The sequence below is a fragment of the Micromonospora sp. LHW51205 genome, from assembly GCF_003315815.1.
Taxonomy (GTDB): Bacteria; Actinomycetota; Actinomycetes; order Mycobacteriales; family Micromonosporaceae; genus Micromonospora; species Micromonospora chalcea.
This window is the reverse complement of the sequence record NZ_QMEZ01000006.1, coordinates 1-18,920: the sequence shown is the minus strand read 5'-3', so window position 1 is coordinate 18,920 and position 18,920 is coordinate 1. Positions and strand designations below refer to the sequence as shown.

Here is an 18,920-nt window from a genome sequence, read left to right as displayed (position 1 = left end):
GAGGTGGGGCCGGCGCACCGGCCCCACCTCCCCGAGCACCGCAGGAGTCGCCTTGGCGCTCACCACCGCCCCCGGCGCCACCCGCCGTACCGGTCCTGTCGCGCCGACGCCGTCGCGTACCGCCGGCCGCCGCGTCGGTCTCGGCCGCAAGGTCCGGGACAACCTCACCGGGCACACGTTCCTCATCGGCGCTGTCGTCTGCTTCGCCGTCTTCTCCTGGTACCCGATGGTCCGCGGCGTCGTGATGAGCTTCCAGCGCACCCGCCGGGGCGAGACCACCTGGGTCGGCTGGGACAACTACAGCCGGATCATCGCCGATCCGAGCTTCTGGACCGCCTGGAAGAACACGTTCGTCTTCACCGGCCTGGCGCTCGTCCTCGGCTACCTGGTGCCGTTCTTCGTGGCGATCCTGCTCAACGAGCTGCGCCACGCCAAGGGCTACCTGCGGGTGCTCGTCTACCTGCCGGTGATGCTGCCGCCGGCGTCCGCGCTGTTCCTGTTCAAGTTCTACGCCTACGACCCGAGCGAGGCAGGGCTGTTCAACGCGGTCCTCACCGCGCTGGGACTGCCCACGTCGGAGTGGATGCAGTCGCCCACCATGACGATGCCGGCCATGGTGATCGCGTCGACCTGGATGAACATGGGCGGCGCCGTGCTGATCTACCTGGCCGCGCTGCAGAACATCCCCGGCGAGCTGTACGAGGCCGCCGAGATCGACGGCGCCGGGGTGTGGCGGCGCATCGTGCACGTGACGGTCCCGCAGACCCGGCTGATCCTGGCGCTGCTGGCGATGCTCCAGATCGTCGCCACCATGCAGCTGTTCATCGAGCCGCTGATCCTCGCCAACGGCGCCGGTACGCAGGACTCGGCGACCTCCGTGGCGTACCTGATCTACCAGCACGGGTTCTTCCAGAACGACCTCAACGGCGCCGCCGCGCTCGGCGTGATTATGCTGGTGGTGCTGGCCGGGTTCTCCGCCGTCTACCTGCGACTGACCGCGAGACAGGACTAGGACATGGCCGCCGACAGCACCACCCGTACCCTCATCTCCCACGCCCAGCTGCGCCGCGGTCGCGGCCGCGTCCTCTACTGGGCCGTGCTCACCGTGGTCGTCGCCGGGTTCACGCTGGTGTTCCTCGGCCCGTTGTACTGGATGGTCACCGGCGCGCTGAAGTCCGGCCAGGAGATCGCCCAGACCCCGCCGACGCTGTTCCCGCGCGACCCGCAGCCGGGTAACTACGTCGACGCCTGGACCAACCTGGATCTGGCGAAGCTGCTGTTCAACACGTTCTACTACGCCACCGGGGCGGTGGTGTTCCAGCTCGTGTTCGACACCGCCGCCGCGTACGCGCTGTCGAAGCTGCGTCCGGTGCTGGGCAGGCTGATCCTTGGCATGATGCTGGCGACGCTGATGATCCCGGCGATGGTGCTGGTCGTCCCGCAGTACGTGACGGTGATCGACCTGCCGATCGTGCACGTCAACCTGCTCGACTCGCCGTTCGCGATCTGGCTGCCGCTGGTGGCGAACGCGTTCAACATCTTCCTGCTGAAACGGTTCTTCGACTCGATCCCGGAGGACCTGATGGCCGCCGCCGTGATGGACGGCGCCTCCCCGCTGCGCACGCTCTGGTCCATCGTCCTGCCGATGTCGCGACCGATCCTCGGCGTGGTGGCGATCTTCGCGGTGACGGCGGTCTGGAAGGACTTCCTCTGGCCGAAGCTGGTCATGCCGTCGCCGGAGACGCGGACCGTCAGCGTCGGCATCTACGCCTTCGCCGGCGGCACCCCGATGAACGTGGTCATCGCCGCGTCGGTGATCGCCGCCATTCCCACCGTCGTGCTGTTCCTGATCTTCCAGCGCAACATCATGTCCGGCCTGACCACCGGCGGCCTCAAGGGCTGACCGGGCGAACCGCGGCCCGCCGCAAGCCGGCCGCCCAGCCCGCCGCCGCAGAACCGACCCCGCAGAAAGCAGGTGCCCGTGTCCATGGCCGACAACAGCCCGTGGTGGCGCTCCGCGGTGATCTACCAGGTCTATCCGCGCAGTTTCGCCGACGGCAACGGCGACGGGATCGGCGACGTCGCCGGCATCCGGTCCCGCCTGGATCACCTCGCCGCGCTCGGCGTCGACGCCATCTGGTTCAGCCCCTGGTATCCGTCGCCGATGGCCGACGCCGGCTACGACGTGTCCGACTACCGCGACATCGACCCGGTCTTCGGCACGCTCGCCGAGGTGGAGGCGCTGATCGCCGAGGCGCACGCGCTCGGCATCCGCAGCATCGTCGACGTGGTGCCCAACCACTGCTCCGACGCGCACCAGTGGTTCCGGGCCGCGCTCGCCGGCGGGCCGGGCGCGCCCGAACGGGACCTGTTCTGGTTCCGCCCCGGCCGGGGACCGGGCGGCGACCTGCCGCCCACCGACTGGACCGGCGAGTTCGGCGGCCCGACCTGGACCCGCACCACCGACCCGGACGGCACCCCCGGCGACTGGTACCTGCACCTGTTCGCCCCGCAGCAACCCGACTTCAACTGGGACCACCCCCGGGTCCGCGAAGAGTTCGAGGACATCCTGCGGTTCTGGTTCGAGCGGGGCGTGGACGGCATCCGCATCGACTCGGCCGGGCTGCTCGTCAAGGACGGCACGCTGCCGGAGGTCCACCCGGACCGGCCGCACCCGTTCCGCGACCAGGACGGCGTGCACGACGTGTACCGCGCCTGGCGGCGCATCGCCGACTCGTACCCGGGCGGGCGGGCACTGGTCGGCGAGGTGTGGCTGCCCGACCGGCAGCGGTTCGCGAACTACCTGCGCCCGGACGAGCTGCACACCGCGTTCAACTTCGACTTCCTCGGCTGCGCCTGGGACGCCACCGCGCTGAGGGAGAGCATCGACGGCACGCTGGCCGCGCACGCCCCGGTCGGCGCGCCCGCCACCTGGGTGTTGTCCAACCACGACGTCACCCGGCACGTCACCCGGTACGGCCGCGCCGACACCCGGTTCAGCTTCGCCGCCAAGCGCGAGGGCATCCCCACCGACCTGGAACTGGGCACCCGCCGGGCCCGCGCCGCCGCGCTGCTGTCCCTCGCGCTGCCCGGCGCCGCCTACGTCTACCAGGGCGAGGAGCTGGGCCTCTGGGAGGTCGAGGACATCCCGTACGAGTTGCGGCAGGACCCGATGTGGGAGCGGTCCGGGCGGGTCGACCCGGGCCGCGACGGCTGCCGGGTGCCGCTGCCCTGGCAGGGCGACACGCCGCCGTTCGGGTTCAGCCCCGACGGCGCGTCCGCCGCGCCCTGGCTGCCGCAACCTGCCGACTGGAAGGACCGCACGGTCCGCGCCCAGACCGGTGACCCGCACTCGATGCTGGAGCTGTACCGGGCCGCGCTGGCGCTGCGCCGCGCCGAACCGGCGCTCGGCGACGGCACCCTGGCGTGGCTGCCCGCACCGGAGGGCGTGCTCGCGTTCGCCCGCGAACCCGGCTTCACCTGCGTGGTCAACCTCGGCGACGCCGCCGTGCCGCTGCCCGCGCACGACGAGCTGCTGCTCGCCAGCGGCCCGCTCGACGACGACCGGCTGCCACCGGACACCGCGGTCTGGCTGCGTACCCGATCGGCCTGACCGCGGCGCCGGCGGCCCCGTCCCGCCGCCGGCGCCGCCGAAACACCCGGCGGCCCGTCCCGGCCGCCACAGACGCCGCACACCTGGGGAGGAGGAAGGAGAGGCAACGCCGCACGGGGGGATCTGGCCACCGACGAAAGGGAGCACACCCCGCATGGCCGAGCACCGCACCGCGCACCGCCACCGCAGCACCGGCGTGGCCGCCCTCGCCGCCGCCGCGCTCGCCGCCTCGACACTCGTCGTCGTGGCGCTCACCACGACCGCCACCCCGGCGTACGCCGCCGGACTGTCCCCGTTCGACATCACCGGACGCGGCGCCACCGTGCCGTTCCGCGAGCAGGAAGCCGAGCAGGCCACCCACAACGGCACGAAGATCGGCCCCGACCGGCGCTACGGCACGCTGCCGTCCGAGGCGTCCGGCCGGGAGGCGGTCACGCTCGACGCCGTCGGCGAGTACGTCGAGTTCACGCTCACCGCCCCCGCGAACGCGGTCACGTTCCGGTACAGCCTGCCGGACAACGCCGCCGGCACCGGCCGCGACGCCACCATCGACCTGCGCGCCAACGGCACGCTGGTCAAGGCGGTGCCGGTCACCTCCCGGTACGGCTGGTACTACGGCGGCTACCCGTTCAACAACAACCCGGGCGACACCAACCCGCACCACTTCTACGACGAGACCCGCACCATGTTCGGCACCACGTACCCGGCCGGCACGAAGATCCGCCTCCAGGTGTCCTCGACCGCCCAGTCACCCACGTTCACCATCGACCTGGCCGACTTCGAGCTGGTCGGGGCGCAGATCACCAAGCCGTCCGGCGTGCTGGACGTGGTGACCGACTTCGGCGCCGACCCGACCGGCACCACCGACTCGACGGCGAAGTTCCAGGCCGCGGTGGACGCCGGCAAGGCGCAGGGCCGGGCGGTGTGGATCCCGGCCGGCACGTTCACGCTCTGGGACCACGTGGTGGTCGACGGCGTGACGCTGCGCGGCGCCGGCCCCTGGTACTCGGTGCTCGGCGGCCGGCACCCGACCGACCGTAAACGTGCCGCCGGCATCTACGGCAAGTACGTGCCGGGCGGCGGCTACTCCGGCGAGATCCGCCCGCACGAGGCCGGTGGGCCCAGCCGCAACGTCACGCTGCGGGACTTCGCCATCATCGGCGACATCCGGGAACGCGTCGACGAGGACCAGGTCAACGCCATCGGCGGCGCGATGAGCAACTCGGTGGTGGACAACCTGTGGTTGCAGCACACCAAGGTCGGCGCCTGGATGGACGGGCCGATGGACAACTTCACCATCCGCAACAGCCGCATCCTGGACCAGACCGCCGATGGGGTGAACTTCCACTGGGGCGTCACCAACTCCACGGTGACGAACACGTTCGTCCGCAACACCGGTGACGACGCGCTGGCCATGTGGGCGCAGAGCGTGCCGAACGTGGGCAACTCCTTCACCCGCAACACCATCGGCGTGACGATCCTGGCCAACCACCTGGTCACGTACGGCGGGCGGGACATCACCATCGCCGACAACGTCACCGCCGACTCGGTCACCAACGGCGGTGGCATCCACGTGGCGAACCGCTATCCGGGCGTCACCGGGCCGACCGCCGTGGCCGGCACGATCACGGTGGCCCGCAACACGCTGATCCGCAACGGCAACTCCGACTACAACTGGCAGTTCGGCGTGGGCGCGATCTGGTTCTCCGCGCTCAACGAGCCGATCCAGGGCGCCGCGATCAACGTCACCGACACCGACATCCTGGACAGCTCGTACGCGGCGCTGCACTGGATCGAGGGGCAGACCAGCGGCATCTCGTTCGACAACGTGCGCATCGAGGGCGTTGGCACGTACGCGCTCCAGGTGCAGGCGCCCAGCCAGGTCCGGTTCACCAACGTGCGGGCCACCGGCATCGCGCAGTCGAACCCCATCCACAACTGCGTCGGCAGCGGCTTCCAGATCACCCAGGGCGCCGGCAACTCCGGCTGGTACACGCCCACCCCGTACTGCGGGCCGTGGCCGCAGCCGCAGTGGGGCAACGGACCGTCCAGCCCGCCGCCCACCAGCCCGGCGCCGACCACGGCAGCGCCGACGACGGCCCCGCCGACCACCGCGCCGCCGACCACACCGCCGCCGGCCGGCGGGAACCTGGCCCTGGGCCGCCCGGCGACCGCCACCAGCACCACCCAGACGTACGCCGCCGGCAACGCCGTCGACGGCAACCCGGCCAGCTACTGGGAGAGCGCCAACAACGCGTTCCCGCAGTCGCTCACCGTCGACCTCGGCGCGTCCCGCACCGTCGACCGGGTGGTGCTGAAGCTCCCGCCCGGCTGGGAACGGCGTACCCAGACGCTGTCCGTGCTCGGCTCCACCGACGGTTCCTCGTACACGACGCTCGCCGCGTCGGCGGGCCGCGTCTTCGACCCGGCCGCCGGCAACACGGTGTCGATCGCGCTGCCGTCCGGCGACCGGCGGTTCGTCCGGGTCACCGTCACCGGCAACACCGGCTGGCCGGCGGGCCAGCTCGCCGAACTGGAGGTGTACGGCGGCGGCACCACCACACCGCCGCCCACCACGACTGCGCCGCCCACCACGACTGCGCCGCCCACCACCGCGCCACCGACCGGCAACCTGGCGGCGGGCCGGCCGGTCGCGGAGACCAGCCACGCCGACGTGTACGGCGCCGCCAACACCGTCGACGGCAACGCGAACTCCTACTGGGAGAGCGCCAACAACGCCTTCCCCCAGTCGGTGACGGTCGACCTGGGCAGCGCCCGGCCGGTCGCCCGGGTGGTGCTGAAACTGCCCCCGTCGGCGGCCTGGCAGACCCGTACCCAGACCGTGGCGGTGCTCGGCTCCACCGACGGCTCGTCGTTCGCGACGCTGAAGGCGGCGGCGGGCTACACGTTCGACCCGGCGGGCGGCAACAGCGTGTCGATCGCGCTGCCCGCCGGTGACCGCCGCTTCGTGCGGCTGACGTTCACCGGCAACACCGGCTGGCCGGCCGGCCAGCTGTCCGAGTTCGAGGTGTACGCCTCCTGACCCGGCGCGGCGGGGACCATCCCCGCCGCGCCACCGCACCCCCACCCCCGAACGCCTCTCCACCTCCCCCGGGAAGAAGGTGTCCGTCCACCATGTCCAGACTCCGTACCGGAATCGTCGCGGTGCTCGCCGCGGTCGGCCTGGTCGTCACCGCGGCCCCCGCCCCACCGGCCCTCGCCGCCGGCGGCCCGAACCTCGCCGCCGGGCGCACCGCCACCGCCAGCAGCGTCAACGGCCCCTACGTCGCGGCCAACCTGACCGACGGCAACCAGGGCAGCTACTGGGAGAGCAGCGGCGCGCTGCCCCAGTGGGCCCAGGTCGACCTCGGCACCAGCCGCGCCGTCGACCAGGTCGTGCTGAAGCTCCCTGCCGCCTGGGAGGCCCGCAACCAGACGCTGTCCGTGCAGGCCAGCGCCGACGGCAGCGGCTTCACCACAGTCGTCGCGCCCGCCGCCCGTTCGTTCAGCCCGGCCGCCGCCAACACCGTGACGCTCGGCTTCACCGCCACCGACGCCCGCTACCTGCGGGTCGTGATCACCGCGAACACCGGCTGGGCCGCCGCGCAGCTCGCCGAGCTGGAGGTGTACGGCGCGGCCACCTCCTCGACCAACCTCGCGCTCGGCCGGACCATGACCGAGAGCGGTCACGCCGACGTGTACGGCGCGGGCAACGCCAACGACGGCAACGCGGCCACGTACTGGGAGAGCCCGAACAACGCGTTCCCGCAGTGGATCCAGGCCGACCTGGGCGCCGCCACCAGCGTCAACCGGCTGGTGCTGCGGCTGCCGCCCGGCTGGGGCGCACGCACCCAGACGATCACCGTGCAGGGCAGCACGAACGGCTCGGCGTTCGGCACGCTCGTCGCCTCCGCCGCGTACGCGTTCGACCCGGGCGGCGGCAACACCGTGACAGTCACCGTGCCCACCGCGTCCACCCGGTACGTGCGGCTGCTGTTCACCGCGAACAGCGCCTGGCCCGCCGGGCAGCTCGGCGAGCTGGAGGTCTACGGCCCGGTCACCGGCGACACCCAGGCGCCGAGCGCGCCCGGCAACCTCGCGTTCACCGAGCCCGCCACCGACCAGGTGCGGCTGACCTGGACCGCGTCCACCGACAACGTGGGCGTCACCGGCTACGACGTGTACGCCAACGGCGTGCTGCGCACCACCGTCGGCGGCAGCACGCTGACGTACACCGACACCCAGCCCGCCGGGACCACCGTCTCCTACTACGTGCGGGCGCGGGACGCGGCCGGAAACGTGTCGGCGAACAGCAACACGGTCACCCGCACCGGCAACACCGGGGACACGGTCGCGCCCACCGCGCCCGGCAACCTGGCCTACACCCAGCCGGCGAGCGGGCAGATCCGGCTGACCTGGACCGCGTCCACGGACAACGTGGGCGTCACCGGCTACGAGGTGTACGCCAACGGCTCGCTGCGCACCACGGTCAGCGGATCCACGCTCACCTACACGGACAGCCAGCCGGACAGCGCGACCGTCTCTTACCACGTGCGGGCCCGCGACGCCGCCGGGAACGTGTCGGCGAACAGCAACACCGTCACCCGTACCGGCAGCAGCACCGGCGGCACGAACCTGGCGGTCGGCAAGCCCGCCACCGCGTCGTCGATGGTGCACGTGTTCGCCGCCGCCAACGCCGTCGACAACGACGTCACCACGTACTGGGAGGGCGCGCCCGGCGCGTACCCGAGCACGCTCACCGTCGCGCTCGGCGCCAACGCCGCGATCAGCGCCGTCGTGGTGAAGCTCAACCCGGACCCGGCGTGGGGCGCGCGCACCCAGACGTTCCAGGTGCTCGGGCGGGAGCAGTCCGCGTCCGGGTTCACCAGCCTGGTCGGCTCCGCCACGTACTCCTTCAACCCGGCCAGCGCCAACACGGTGACCGTCCCGGTCTCCGCGACCGCAGCCGACGTCCGGCTCCAGTTCACCGCGAACTCCGGTTCCGCCAACGGCCAGGTCGCCGAACTTCAGGTCATCGGCGTCCCGGCGCCGAACCCGGACCTCACCGTCACGGCGGTCACCGCGTCGCCGTCCGCGCCGGTGGAGACCGACGCGATCACGCTGTCCGCCACCGTGCGCAACGCCGGCACCGCGGCCTCCGCCGCCACCGACGTCAACCTCTACCTGGGTACGACGAAGGTCGGCACCGCCTCCGTCGGCGCGCTCGCCGCGGGCGCGTCGAGCACCGTCTCGGCGAGCATCGGCGTACGCGACGCCGGCAGCTACCCGCTCACCGCGAAGGTCGACGAGTCGAACGCGGTGATCGAGCAGAACGAGGCGAACAACTCCTACACCAGCCCGACCCCGCTGACCGTCAGCCCGGTCGCCAGCTCCGACCTGGTCGCCTCCGCCGTCACCTGGTCACCCGGCACGCCGAGCGCCGGCGCCACCGTCTCCTTCGCGGTGACGCTGCGCAACCAGGGCACCATCGCGTCGGCGAGCGGCGCGCACGGCATCACGCTGACGGTGCGCGACCAGTCCGGCGCGGTGGTCCGCACGCTCACCGGCTCGTACAGCGGCACGATCGCGGCCGGTGCCACCGCCGGACCGGTGTCGCTCGGCACGTGGACCGCCGCCAACGGCCGGTACACGGTGCGGGTGGTGCTCGCCGACGACGGCAACGAGCTGCCGGTGAAGCGGCAGAACAACACCAGCGACCGGGCGCTGTTCGTCGGCCGCGGGGCGAACCTGCCGTACGACGCGTACGAGGCCGAGGACGGCACGACCGGAGGCGGCGCGCAGGTGATCGGCCCGAACCGCACCATCGGCGACCTCGCCGGGGAGGCGTCCGGGCGCCGCGCGGTCACGCTCAACACAACCGGCGCGTACGTCGAGTGGACCACCCGCTCGGCCGCGAACGCCCTGGTGGCCCGCTACTCCATCCCGGACGCGCCGGGCGGCGGCGGGATCGACTCGACCATCAACGTCTACGTCAACGGTGTGCTGCACAAGCCGATGAGCCTCACCTCGAAGCACATCTGGCTCTACGGCGCCGAGGCCGGTCCCAGCGACTCGCCGAGCGCGGGCGCGCCCCGGCACCTGTACGACGAGGCGAACGTGCTGCTCGACACCACGGTCCCGGCAGGCAGCCGGATCCGGCTCCAGAAGGACCCGGCGAACAGCACCACGTACGCGATCGACTTCGTCGACACCGAACTGGTGTCGCCGCGCGCCAACCCCGACCCGGCCCGCTACAAGGTGCCGACCGGGTTCAGCCACGCCGACGTGCAGAACGCGCTCGACGCGGTACGGATGGACACCACCGGCACGCTGGTCGGCGTCTACCTGCCCGCCGGCACGTACGAGACGGCGCAGAAGTTCCAGGTGTACGGCAAGGCGGTGAACGTCGTCGGCGCCGGCATGTGGTACACCCGGTTCCAGACGCCGCGCAACCAGCAGAACACCGACGCCGGTTTCCGGGTCGAGTCCTCGGCCAGCGGCTCGACCTTCGCCCACCTGGCGTTCTTCGGCAACTACACCAACCGGATCGACGGTCCCGGCAAGGTGTGGGGCGAACTGAAGGACGTGGACGACCTGACGCTGGACAGCGTCTGGGTCGAGCACACCGTGTGCGCGTACTGGGGGGTGAGCGTGGACGGGCTGACCATCCGGGACAGCCGGTTCCGCAACACCTTCGCCGACGCGGTGAACATGACCAACGGCAGCACGAACAACCTGGTCACCAACTCGGAGGGCCGCTCCAACGGCGACGACGCGTTCGCGTTGTTCTCCGCCACCGACTCCGGCGGCTCCGGCGGCAACCACGGCAACGTGTTCGAGAACCTGACCGCCACGCTGACCTGGCGGGCAGCCGGGCTGGCGGTGTACGGCGGCTACGACAACGTGTTCCGCAACCTGTACATCGCCGACCAGCTCACGTACTCGGGCATCACGATCAGCTCGCTGGACTTCGGCTACCCGTTCGTCGGGTTCGGTGCCAGCCCACCCACCCGGTTCGAGAACATCTCGCTGATCCGTTCCGGCGGGCACTTCTGGGGCGCGCAGACGTTCCCGGCGATGTGGTTGTTCTCCGCGTCGAAGGAGTTCCGTGGCATCCGGGTGAGCGACGTGGACATCGTCGATCCGACGTACTCGGGGATCATGTTCCAGACCAAGTACAACGGCAGCCAGCCGGAGAACCCGATCACCGACACGGTCCTGACGAACGTGTCGATCTCCGGCGCGCGGCGCAGCGGTGACGCGTTCGATGCGAAGTCCGGCTTCGGTATCTGGGTCAACGAGATGCCCGAGGCAGGTCAGGGCCCCGCGGTCGGCTCGGCCACCTTCACCAACCTCCGCCTGACCGACAACGCCCAGGACATCAAGAACACCACAAGTACGTTCACGATCACCCGCAACTAACCTCGCGGCCTCTCCCACCCCCGCGATCTTGCACTTTCGGCCCCCGCGATGCCGGATTACTCCTGGTATGGGGGGTGCCAAAGTGCAAGATCGCGGGGGCTGCGGGGCGGCGCGTCGATCTTGGAGTTGTGGCGCCTCTGATAGTGGGGCGAAGCCGACAAGCTGTGGCACCACAAGTCCAAGATCGACGGGGGAGGTAGGTCCGCCGGTCAGTGGGGGAGGGCGGTGGAGAGGCGGCGGATGGCCTCGTCCATCTGCTCGGGTGGGGCGGCGGCGTACGTGAGGCGCAGGTGCGGGGCGGGGGGTTCGGCGGCGTACCAGGGGCGGCCGGGGAAGACTGTCACCCCCGCCGCCGCGGCCGCCGCTGTCACCGCTACGTCGTCGGTGTTGTCGGGCAGGCGTACCCACAGGTGCAGGCCGCCGCGCGGGACGTCGCGCGGCGCCAGCTGCGGCAGGTGGCGGTTCAGTGCGGCTAGCAGCGCCTCCCGGCGGGCCCGCAGCTGTACGCGCAGGCTGCGGCGGTGCCGGTCCCACGCGGGCGCGGTGAGGAACTCCAGCGCTGCCTGTTGCAGCGGCCCGGCAACGAACAGGTCGTCGAGCAGGCGGGCGGCGCGCAGCCGGGCTCCGGCCGGTCCGCGTGCGCCGAGCGCGGCGATGCGCAGGCCGGGCGCTGCCGGTTTGGTCAGTGAGCGCAGGTAGACGACGTGTCCGTCGGGGTCGTCGGCGGCCAGCGGTGGCGGGGCCTCCCCGTCGATGGTGAGGTCGCGGGCGTAGTCGTCCTCGATGAGGAACGCCCCGGCGTCGCGTACCGCCTCGGCGACCTGGGCGCGCCGTGCGGGGGAGAGCGTCGCGCCGTGCGGGTTGGCGTGCAGCGGCTGGCAGTAGAACAGGCGGGCGCCGGTGCGGGCGAACGCGGCGGCGAGCTGGTCGGGGCGTACCCCGTCGGTGTCGGCGGGCACCGGCACCACCCGCAGCCCGGCGGCGCGCGCGGCGGCGAGCGCGCCCAGGTAGGTGGGGGATTCGACGAGCAGCGTGTCGCCGGGTGTGGTGAGCGCCCGCAGCGTGGTGGAGAGCGCGGCCTGCCCGCCCGGGCAGATCACCATGTCCTCGGCGCGCAGGCCCCCGCCGGCCGCTCGGGCGAACCAGGCGCGCAGGTCGGCGCGTCCCTCGACCGGGCCGCGCTGCCACGCCGCCGGTTGCCGGGCGGCGCGGGCGAGCGCCGCGCCGAGCGCGGCGGCCGGCTGGAGGTCCGGGTCCAGGTAGCCGCCGGTCAGCGGGATCGCGCCCGACGGCGGTAGCGACAGCAGCGCCTGCATCTCCTCCTCGCCGTCGCGCCGTGAGCCCAGCGCGACGGTCTGCCACGACAGGTCCGGCCGTGGTGGGTCGGCGCGCCGGTTCGACACGTACGCGCCACGTCCCGGCCGTGTCTCGATCAGGCCGTCCGCGACGAGCCGCCGGGTCGCCTCGGCGACGGTGACGGGGGAGACGTGATGGTGGGCGGTCAGCTCCCGTACCGACGGCAGTCGCGTGCCGGGGACGGCGTCCGCCGCCAGCGCACCCAGATGCCGGACGACACGCTCGATAGCGCTACCATCATTCATGACAGCAGAGAGTAGCGCTACTGCACCAACGACGGTAACGGTGGGAGCGGGCGGCGGGGTTGCCCTCGGCGCGCTGGGCGTGCTGGCCTTCAGCATGTCGCTGCCGGCCACCCGCGTCGCGGTGCACACACTCGACCCCTGGTTCGTCGCGTTCGGACGGGCCGTCGGCGCGGCGCTGCTCGCGTGGGCCTACCTGCGGTTCACCGGCGCCCCACGCCCCACCCGGGACCAGTGGCGACGGCTGTCCATCGTCGCGCTCGGCGTCGTGGTCGGCTTCCCGCTGTTCACCTCGCTGGCGCTCACCACACAGACATCGGCGCACGGCGCGGTGGTGGTCACCGTGCTGCCCGCCATGACGGCGGTGTTCGCGGTGCTGCGGGCCGGGGAACGGCCGCCGCCGCTGTTCTGGATCGCCAGCATCGCCGGACTGGCGCTGGTGCTCGCGTTCCTCGCCGCCGGCGGCTCGATCCGCGGGACGCTGGCGCCCGCCGACCTGTACCTGCTCGCCGCCGTGGTGCTCTGCGGACTCGGGTACGCCGAGGGCGGCCGGCTGGCCCGCGAACTCGGCGGCGCCCGCACGATCTGCTGGGCGTTGCTGCTGTCGCTCCCGGTCACCGCGCCGGTCACGGCGGTTGCCGCTTTCGTCCACCCGCCGCACGGCGGCATCGCCGCCTGGGCCGGGTTCGGCTACCTCACAGTGGTGTCGATGTTCCTCGGCTTCTTCGCCTGGTACGCCGGGCTGGCCCGGGGCGGCATCGCCAAGGTCGGCCAGATCCAGCTCGTCCAGCCGGTGCTCACGCTGATCTGGTCGGCACTGCTGCTCGGCGAGGCGGTCACGCCCGGCGCGCTCGTGGTGGCGGGCGCGGTGCTCGCCTGCGTCGTGCTCATCCAGCGCACCCGGGGCGGCGCGACACCGTCGCGCGCCCCGGGCCGGTCGCCCTCAGCAGGGCGCGATGGTGCCGGTCACGCTGGAGACGTACGCGTGGCTGACGAAGTGTCCTGACGCGAGGCGGTTCCACTGGGTGGTGGTCCGGTACGGGCCGCTCACCGACTGGCCGCTGACCGAGCACTCGATCGGCACGTCGGCGTACGTGGCGGCCAGCCCGACGACCGGGTTGCTCGTGCTGGGACCGGAGCGGATGTTGAGCGGCCCGCTGCCGATGCGGCCGCGCGTGCCGGTGCCGGTCCAGAGGTAGGCGACGTCGACCCAGGCGTTGTCGGTCAGCAGCAGGCCGTCCCAGAACGTGCCGTCGGCGAGGTCGATGCCGGCCGGGCTGCCCACCACCCGTCCGAACTGGTCCCGCCCGCCGTTGTAGCCGCTCTGGTACGCCGCCTGCGCCTCGGGCCGGCCCTGCGGCAGGTCCTTCCACATCTCCCGGGTGCTGCTGGGGTTCCAGTAGTCGTCCTTGGTGTTCCACGGTCCGACGTCCCAGACCGGCGCGTACTCGCAGCGGCTGCGGGTGGTGGTGCAGACCCGCACGGTGTAGTCGCCGGTGTTCTTCGGCGCGAGTCCGCGGAACGAGGGCAGCGCGACGAAGTGGTCCCGGGAGACGATCACGTGCCCGTTGGCGGTGGTGCCGCCGACCAGGCCCTCGCGGGTGGCGTACACCCGGTAGGTGAGGCCGGGCGTGGCGGCCGTGACGGCGGCGACCGAGTCGGCGGTGAGCCGGAGCGTGCGCAGGCTGGGCGCGGCGGACGGCCGGTCGGCGGTGAGGACCACCCGGATCTGCACCCGGGTGACCGGCTGGTCGAAGACGGCGGCGCCGGTCACGGCCCGCCATTCGGTCCACGCGCCCGATCGCCAGCCGCGCGCCGCCACCTCGACGGCGCCGTCGCGGGCGGGGACTGCGACGACGTCGGCCCGGACCCGGTTGGCCGGTGCGGCGAGTGAATGCGGCGCGACGAGCAGCGTGCCCTCGGCCGCGATGCCGCGCCGGGCCGCGGGCCGGTGCGCCGGGTCGGCGAGGCGCAGTTCCGTGCCGGTCCAGTGGACGTTGACGTCGTCGGAGTCGACTCCGGCCAGGTCGGCGCTCCAGGTGTTGCCGGTGGCCGGTGCCGCCAGGGGCGCGGCGGGGGCCGGGGAGGCGGCCAGGACGGCGGCGACCGCGCCGGCGACGACCGCCGGGGTGCGGGTCCTGCGGGATCGGGACATGGCGCTCCTCGTGGGGGCAGAGTTAGACGGACGTCGATGCGAGGGTGAGGTGCAGGCAACCATCGATCTCGCCGCCCGTCAAGGTGGCGTCCCCGGCGTCCGGCCGCCCTGAGCAGTGCAAAAAACCTGCAAACGCTACCTCTTGCCCTGAGCGAAAGCGCTTTCATACGATCGCGTTACATCGATGTTTCGTTTGCGGCCCGGGCATCGCAGATGAACGACATCCGCCGGCGACGCGCCTGATCGCGTCGCGGCTCCGCACTATTCCCATTCGGTTGCTGCCGCGGCTCGGCGGCAATTCCCGCGTGCTCGAAAAAGGAATGAGGCGACATGAGAAGACCAGTCGCGCTGCGACTCCACGCGGCACTGGCCACGGCGGTCGTCGGTATCGCCGTCGCCGTGGCGCTGCCGTCCCCGCAGGCGTCGGCGGCGGCCGGCAGCGCCACCGGCTACGCCACCCAGAACGGCGGCACGACCGGCGGCGCGGGCGGGCAGATCGTACGCGCCACCACCGGCACCGCCATCCACGCCGCGCTCTGCGGCCGGGCCAGCAGCAGCACCCCGATCATCATCGAGGTGACCGGGACCATCAACCACGGCAACACCAGCAAGGTCTCCGGATCGAGCTGCAACACCGCCGACGGCGTGATCGAGCTGAAGCAGATCAGCAACGTCACCATCATCGGGGTGGGCAGCGGCGCCGTCTTCGACCAGCTCGGCATCCACATCCGCGACTCCCGCAACATCATCATCCGCAACGTGACGGTGCGCAACGTCAAGAAGTCCGGCTCGCCCACCTCCAACGGTGGTGACGCGATCGGCATGGAGAGCAGCGTCCGTAACGTCTGGGTCGACCACGTGACGCTGGAGGCGTCCGGCGGGGAGTCGGAGGGCTACGACGGCCTGTTCGACATGAAGGACGACACCCAGTACGTGACGCTGTCGTACAGCATCCTGCGCAACTCCGGCCGCGGTGGCCTCATCGGATCGAGTGAGAGCGACCGCGGCAACGGCTACATCACGTTCGAGCACAACCTGTACGAGAACATCGACTCCCGTACGCCGCTGCTGCGCGGCGGGATCGCCCACATGTTCAACAACCACTACAACGGGCTGCACGAGTCGGGCATCAACTCCCGGGCCGGCGCACGGGCCAAGGTGGACAACAACTACTTCCGCAACTCCAAGGACGTGCTCGGCACGTTCTACACCAGCGAGCGCGGCACCTGGCAGGTCAGTGGCAACATCTTCGACAACGTGACCTGGTCCTCGCCCGGGACCGACAACTACCCGGCGGGTCCGAACGTGACCTCGACGACCACCGTGAGCGTCCCGTACTCGTACCGGCTCGACGCGGCGAGCTGCGTGCCGGACATCGTGCGGCAGACGGCGGGCGCGAACACCGGCCTGCGGGTGTCCGACGGCAACTGCACGCCGCAGTCCCCGGCGCCGACGACGCCGGGGCCGACCACGCCCGCACCGACCACGCCGCCGCCCGGGACGACCACCCCGCCGCCGTCCGGCGGGACCAACCTGAGCCTCGTCTCCGGCGCCGGCGCGGACGGGTCCAGCAAGGCCGACGGCACCAGCTACGGCAACGTGCGCGACGGCAACCTGAGCACCTACTGGTCGCCGTCCGGGTCGACCGGCACCGTCTCGATCAAGTGGGGCTCGGCCACCACCGTCTCCCGCGTGGTCATCCGCGAGCCGTCCGGCACCTCGGGCTCGATCGGGTCGTGGCAGCTCGTCAACAACGACACCGGCGCGGTGCTGGCCTCCGGCAACGGGGCCGGCCAGATCACCTTCGGCGCGACCTCGCTGAAGAAGATCAACTTCAAGATCAACAGCTCCAACGGTACGCCGAGAGTCGGCGAGTTCGAGACGTACGCCAGCTAGCACGTCACACACGAGCGGGGGCGGCCGATCCGGCCGCCCCCGCCCTTGTTGCGTGTCCCCGGTCAGAGGGTGAGCACGACGGTGGAGATGCTCCGCGCGCCGACGTTCACGGTGACCTGGTTGCCGTTCACGCCGACCGGCTGGCTCGCCGCGCTCGCGTTCTGCGACGTGGCCACGTACTCCGCCCGGCTGACGTTCTGCGGCGCCTGGATGATCGCGTTGTTCACCGCGCTGGTGGACCGGTTGAGGATCACCAGCGTGACCTTCCCGTCGCCGGAATAGGCCGTCACCTCCAGCGGCGACGCCTTGGAACTCTTGGTCAGGGCGACCCGCTGGTAGCCGGGACGCACGTACTTCGCGTACTGCGAGAACGCGTACCCGCGCTTGAGCGGCGCGCCCGCCACGGTGCCGTACGCGGACTCGCCGTCACCGATGAACGAGTAGTAGCGCTTGCCGTACCACCAGACGTACGCGCTCCAGTTCGACTCCATCGACTTGTGCACGGTGCGCATGATGTCGTCGAGCGTCTCGTTCCACGCGGCGGCGTTGGCCGGGTTGCCCCAGATGTTGGAGCCGCCGCCGTCGGCCTCGTGCAGGTTCCACTCGGTCATCCACACCGGCTTGTTGTACTGCTGCGCCAGCGTGTACGGCTTCAGCCGGCCGGACGCCTCGGTGCCGTAGAGATGTCCGCCGATGTAGCCGATGTTGTTGCGGGCGGCCGCGTCGTTGAGCGTCGGGTCGGTGTAGCCGTAGTTCAGGTTCACCGCCTCGGCGACCATCAGCTTGGTGTTCTGCACCTTGGCGCCCTGCTCCCGCACGAAGGTCTGGAGTTCGGTGCCGCTCCAGTCCATCGAGTCGTAGTCAGGGTGCCAGTCCGGCTCGTTCTGCACGGACGTGACGTCGATCGTCACACCCTGGTTGCGCATGTACTGGACGTAGCTGTTGAGGTGGTTGGCGTAGTCGTCGTAGTAGTCGGTGCGCAGCTTGCCACCGTTGATCCGGCTGTTGTTCGTCTTCCAGGCCGCCGGGGCGGTCCACGGCGACGCCATGATCTTCACGTTCGACCCGTACGACTTCGCCGTGCGCAGCGCGCTGACCTGGGTGCCCCACTCGCCGGACACCGGCGAGATGCCGGTACGCACGATGGACAGGCCGAGCTGGTTGGGGCCGAGCCCGACGAGCGTCTGCGTCTCGGCCGTCGACCAGGCGCCGCCCCAGATCGACACGGCGGCGCCGAACCCGTCGATCGTCTGGTAGCGGCTGGCGGTGTTGACGGTGATGTCCGCCGCCCCGGTCGGCGGCGGGGTGCTGGGCGAGGTGGTCGGCGAACTCGTCGGTGACGTGGACGGCGAGGTGGACGGCGACGTGGGCGTCGTGCCGCCGGTGCAGGTCACCCCGTTGAGCGCGAAGCTCGTCGGCGCGGGGTTGCTGCTGGTCCAGGCCCCGTTGAACCCGAACGACGTGCTGCCGTTCGTGGGGATCGACCCGTTGTAGTCGACGTTGCGGGCGGTCACCGCCGCTCCGCTCTGGGTGACGGTGGCGTTCCACGCCTGGGTGACGGTCTGGCCGGCGGCGTAGGACCAGGTGAGCGTCCAGCCGTTGACCGGGTCACCGAGGTTGGTGACCGTCACGTTCGCGCCGAAGCCGCCCTGCCACTGCGACGACACGGCGTAGGTGACCGCGCATCCGGCGGCTGCCGCTCCGGCCGGCAGCGCCGCGGCCATCGCGGTGGACGCCAGCAGGACCGCGCCGGCCGACAACACCGCGGTACGGGTCGTTCTGTGCCTTCTCATGCGACCTTCCTTCCTGGACGGTCCGGCTCAGCGCTGGAGGGTGAGCAGTCCGGGGCGGTAGGGCAGGAGGCCGTAGTCGCCGCCGGAGTTGGGGGAGCGGCCCTGGTAGAGCAGTTGGAGGTTGCAGGGGTCGACGGTGAAGGTCTGGTCCGCGGTGGTGCGGATCAGCTCACCGTGGCTGATGTCGTTGGTCCAGGTGGCGCCGCTGTTGGCCTTGCCGGCGAACGGGTTGGACTCGGTGGCGGCCTGCGGGGTCCACGATCCGTTCAGGCTGGTGGCGGTGAAGGACCGGAAGTAGCGGCCCTGCGAGCCGATCGCCTCGACGATCATCAGGTAGCGGGTCTGGCCCTGCAGCTTGTAGACCTGCACGGCCTCGAACAGGTTGTTCGTGCTGTCGGACATGATCGTGGTGTAGTTCGACCCGAAGCTGCCGGGGAAGTTCC

At 71.5% G+C, this 18,920-nt stretch carries 11 protein-coding genes; 7 read left to right on the top strand and 4 right to left on the bottom strand.

Features of this window, described 5'->3' with window-relative positions:
* Positions 1-52 precede the first annotated feature (52 nt).
* The 5 genes from DQE82_RS21960 (at position 53) to DQE82_RS21940 (ending at position 11,035) form a co-directional block, all read left to right on the top strand.
* The gene (locus DQE82_RS21960) at positions 53-1,012 is read left to right on the top strand and encodes a carbohydrate ABC transporter permease (protein WP_113973651.1); all 960 of its coding nucleotides are present in this window, start codon (positions 53-55) and stop codon (positions 1,010-1,012) included.
* A gap of 3 nt (positions 1,013-1,015) precedes the next feature.
* Positions 1,016-1,903, top strand: coding sequence for a carbohydrate ABC transporter permease (locus DQE82_RS21955; protein ID WP_064446077.1), 888 nt, complete (start codon positions 1,016-1,018; stop codon positions 1,901-1,903).
* 84 nt (positions 1,904-1,987) lie between these two features.
* Positions 1,988-3,613: a glycoside hydrolase family 13 protein gene (locus tag DQE82_RS21950; protein WP_113973649.1), complete on the top strand. Its 1,626-nt coding sequence runs from the start codon at positions 1,988-1,990 to the stop codon at positions 3,611-3,613.
* Positions 3,614-3,767: 154 nt separating this feature from the next.
* The gene (locus DQE82_RS21945) at positions 3,768-6,656 is read left to right on the top strand and encodes a discoidin domain-containing protein (protein WP_113973647.1); all 2,889 of its coding nucleotides are present in this window, start codon (positions 3,768-3,770) and stop codon (positions 6,654-6,656) included.
* A 92-nt stretch (positions 6,657-6,748) separates the two neighbouring features.
* Entirely contained in the window at positions 6,749-11,035 is a 4,287-nt protein-coding gene (locus DQE82_RS21940; protein ID WP_113973646.1) for a discoidin domain-containing protein, read from the top strand.
* A 209-nt stretch (positions 11,036-11,244) separates the two neighbouring features.
* Here the strand turns inward: DQE82_RS21940 and DQE82_RS21935 are convergent, their stop codons facing one another.
* Positions 11,245-12,636, bottom strand: a complete 1,392-nt coding sequence (locus DQE82_RS21935; protein WP_113973645.1) for a PLP-dependent aminotransferase family protein — start codon at positions 12,634-12,636, stop codon at positions 11,245-11,247.
* Between the two features lie 40 nt (positions 12,637-12,676).
* On the opposite strand from DQE82_RS21935, the gene DQE82_RS21930 reads away from it, so the two are divergent.
* Positions 12,677-13,639 (top strand): DMT family transporter, encoded by a 963-nt coding sequence (locus tag DQE82_RS21930; RefSeq protein ID WP_113973644.1) that lies wholly within the window; start codon positions 12,677-12,679, stop codon positions 13,637-13,639.
* Here DQE82_RS21930 and DQE82_RS21925 read toward each other — a convergent pair.
* The gene (locus DQE82_RS21925) at positions 13,577-14,788 is read right to left on the bottom strand and encodes a hypothetical protein (protein ID WP_069089770.1); all 1,212 of its coding nucleotides are present in this window, start codon (positions 14,786-14,788) and stop codon (positions 13,577-13,579) included. The genes DQE82_RS21930 and DQE82_RS21925 overlap by 63 nt on opposite strands.
* Positions 14,789-15,118: 330 nt before the next feature.
* Here DQE82_RS21925 and DQE82_RS21920 point away from each other — a divergent pair, with 330 nt between their 5' ends.
* A complete protein-coding gene (locus DQE82_RS21920) occupies positions 15,119-16,684 on the top strand; it encodes a polysaccharide lyase family 1 protein (RefSeq protein WP_113973643.1) in 1,566 nt (521 codons plus the stop codon).
* Between the two features lie 62 nt (positions 16,685-16,746).
* On the opposite strand, the gene DQE82_RS21915 is transcribed toward DQE82_RS21920, so the two are convergent.
* Both DQE82_RS21915 and DQE82_RS21910 read right to left on the bottom strand, forming a co-directional pair.
* Positions 16,747-18,477 (bottom strand): cellulose binding domain-containing protein, encoded by a 1,731-nt coding sequence (locus DQE82_RS21915; protein WP_043324291.1) that lies wholly within the window; start codon positions 18,475-18,477, stop codon positions 16,747-16,749.
* A gap of 27 nt (positions 18,478-18,504) precedes the next feature.
* Positions 18,505-18,920 (bottom strand): non-reducing end alpha-L-arabinofuranosidase family hydrolase (locus DQE82_RS21910; protein ID WP_255423824.1); only part of this gene is annotated, 416 nt, incomplete at its 5' end.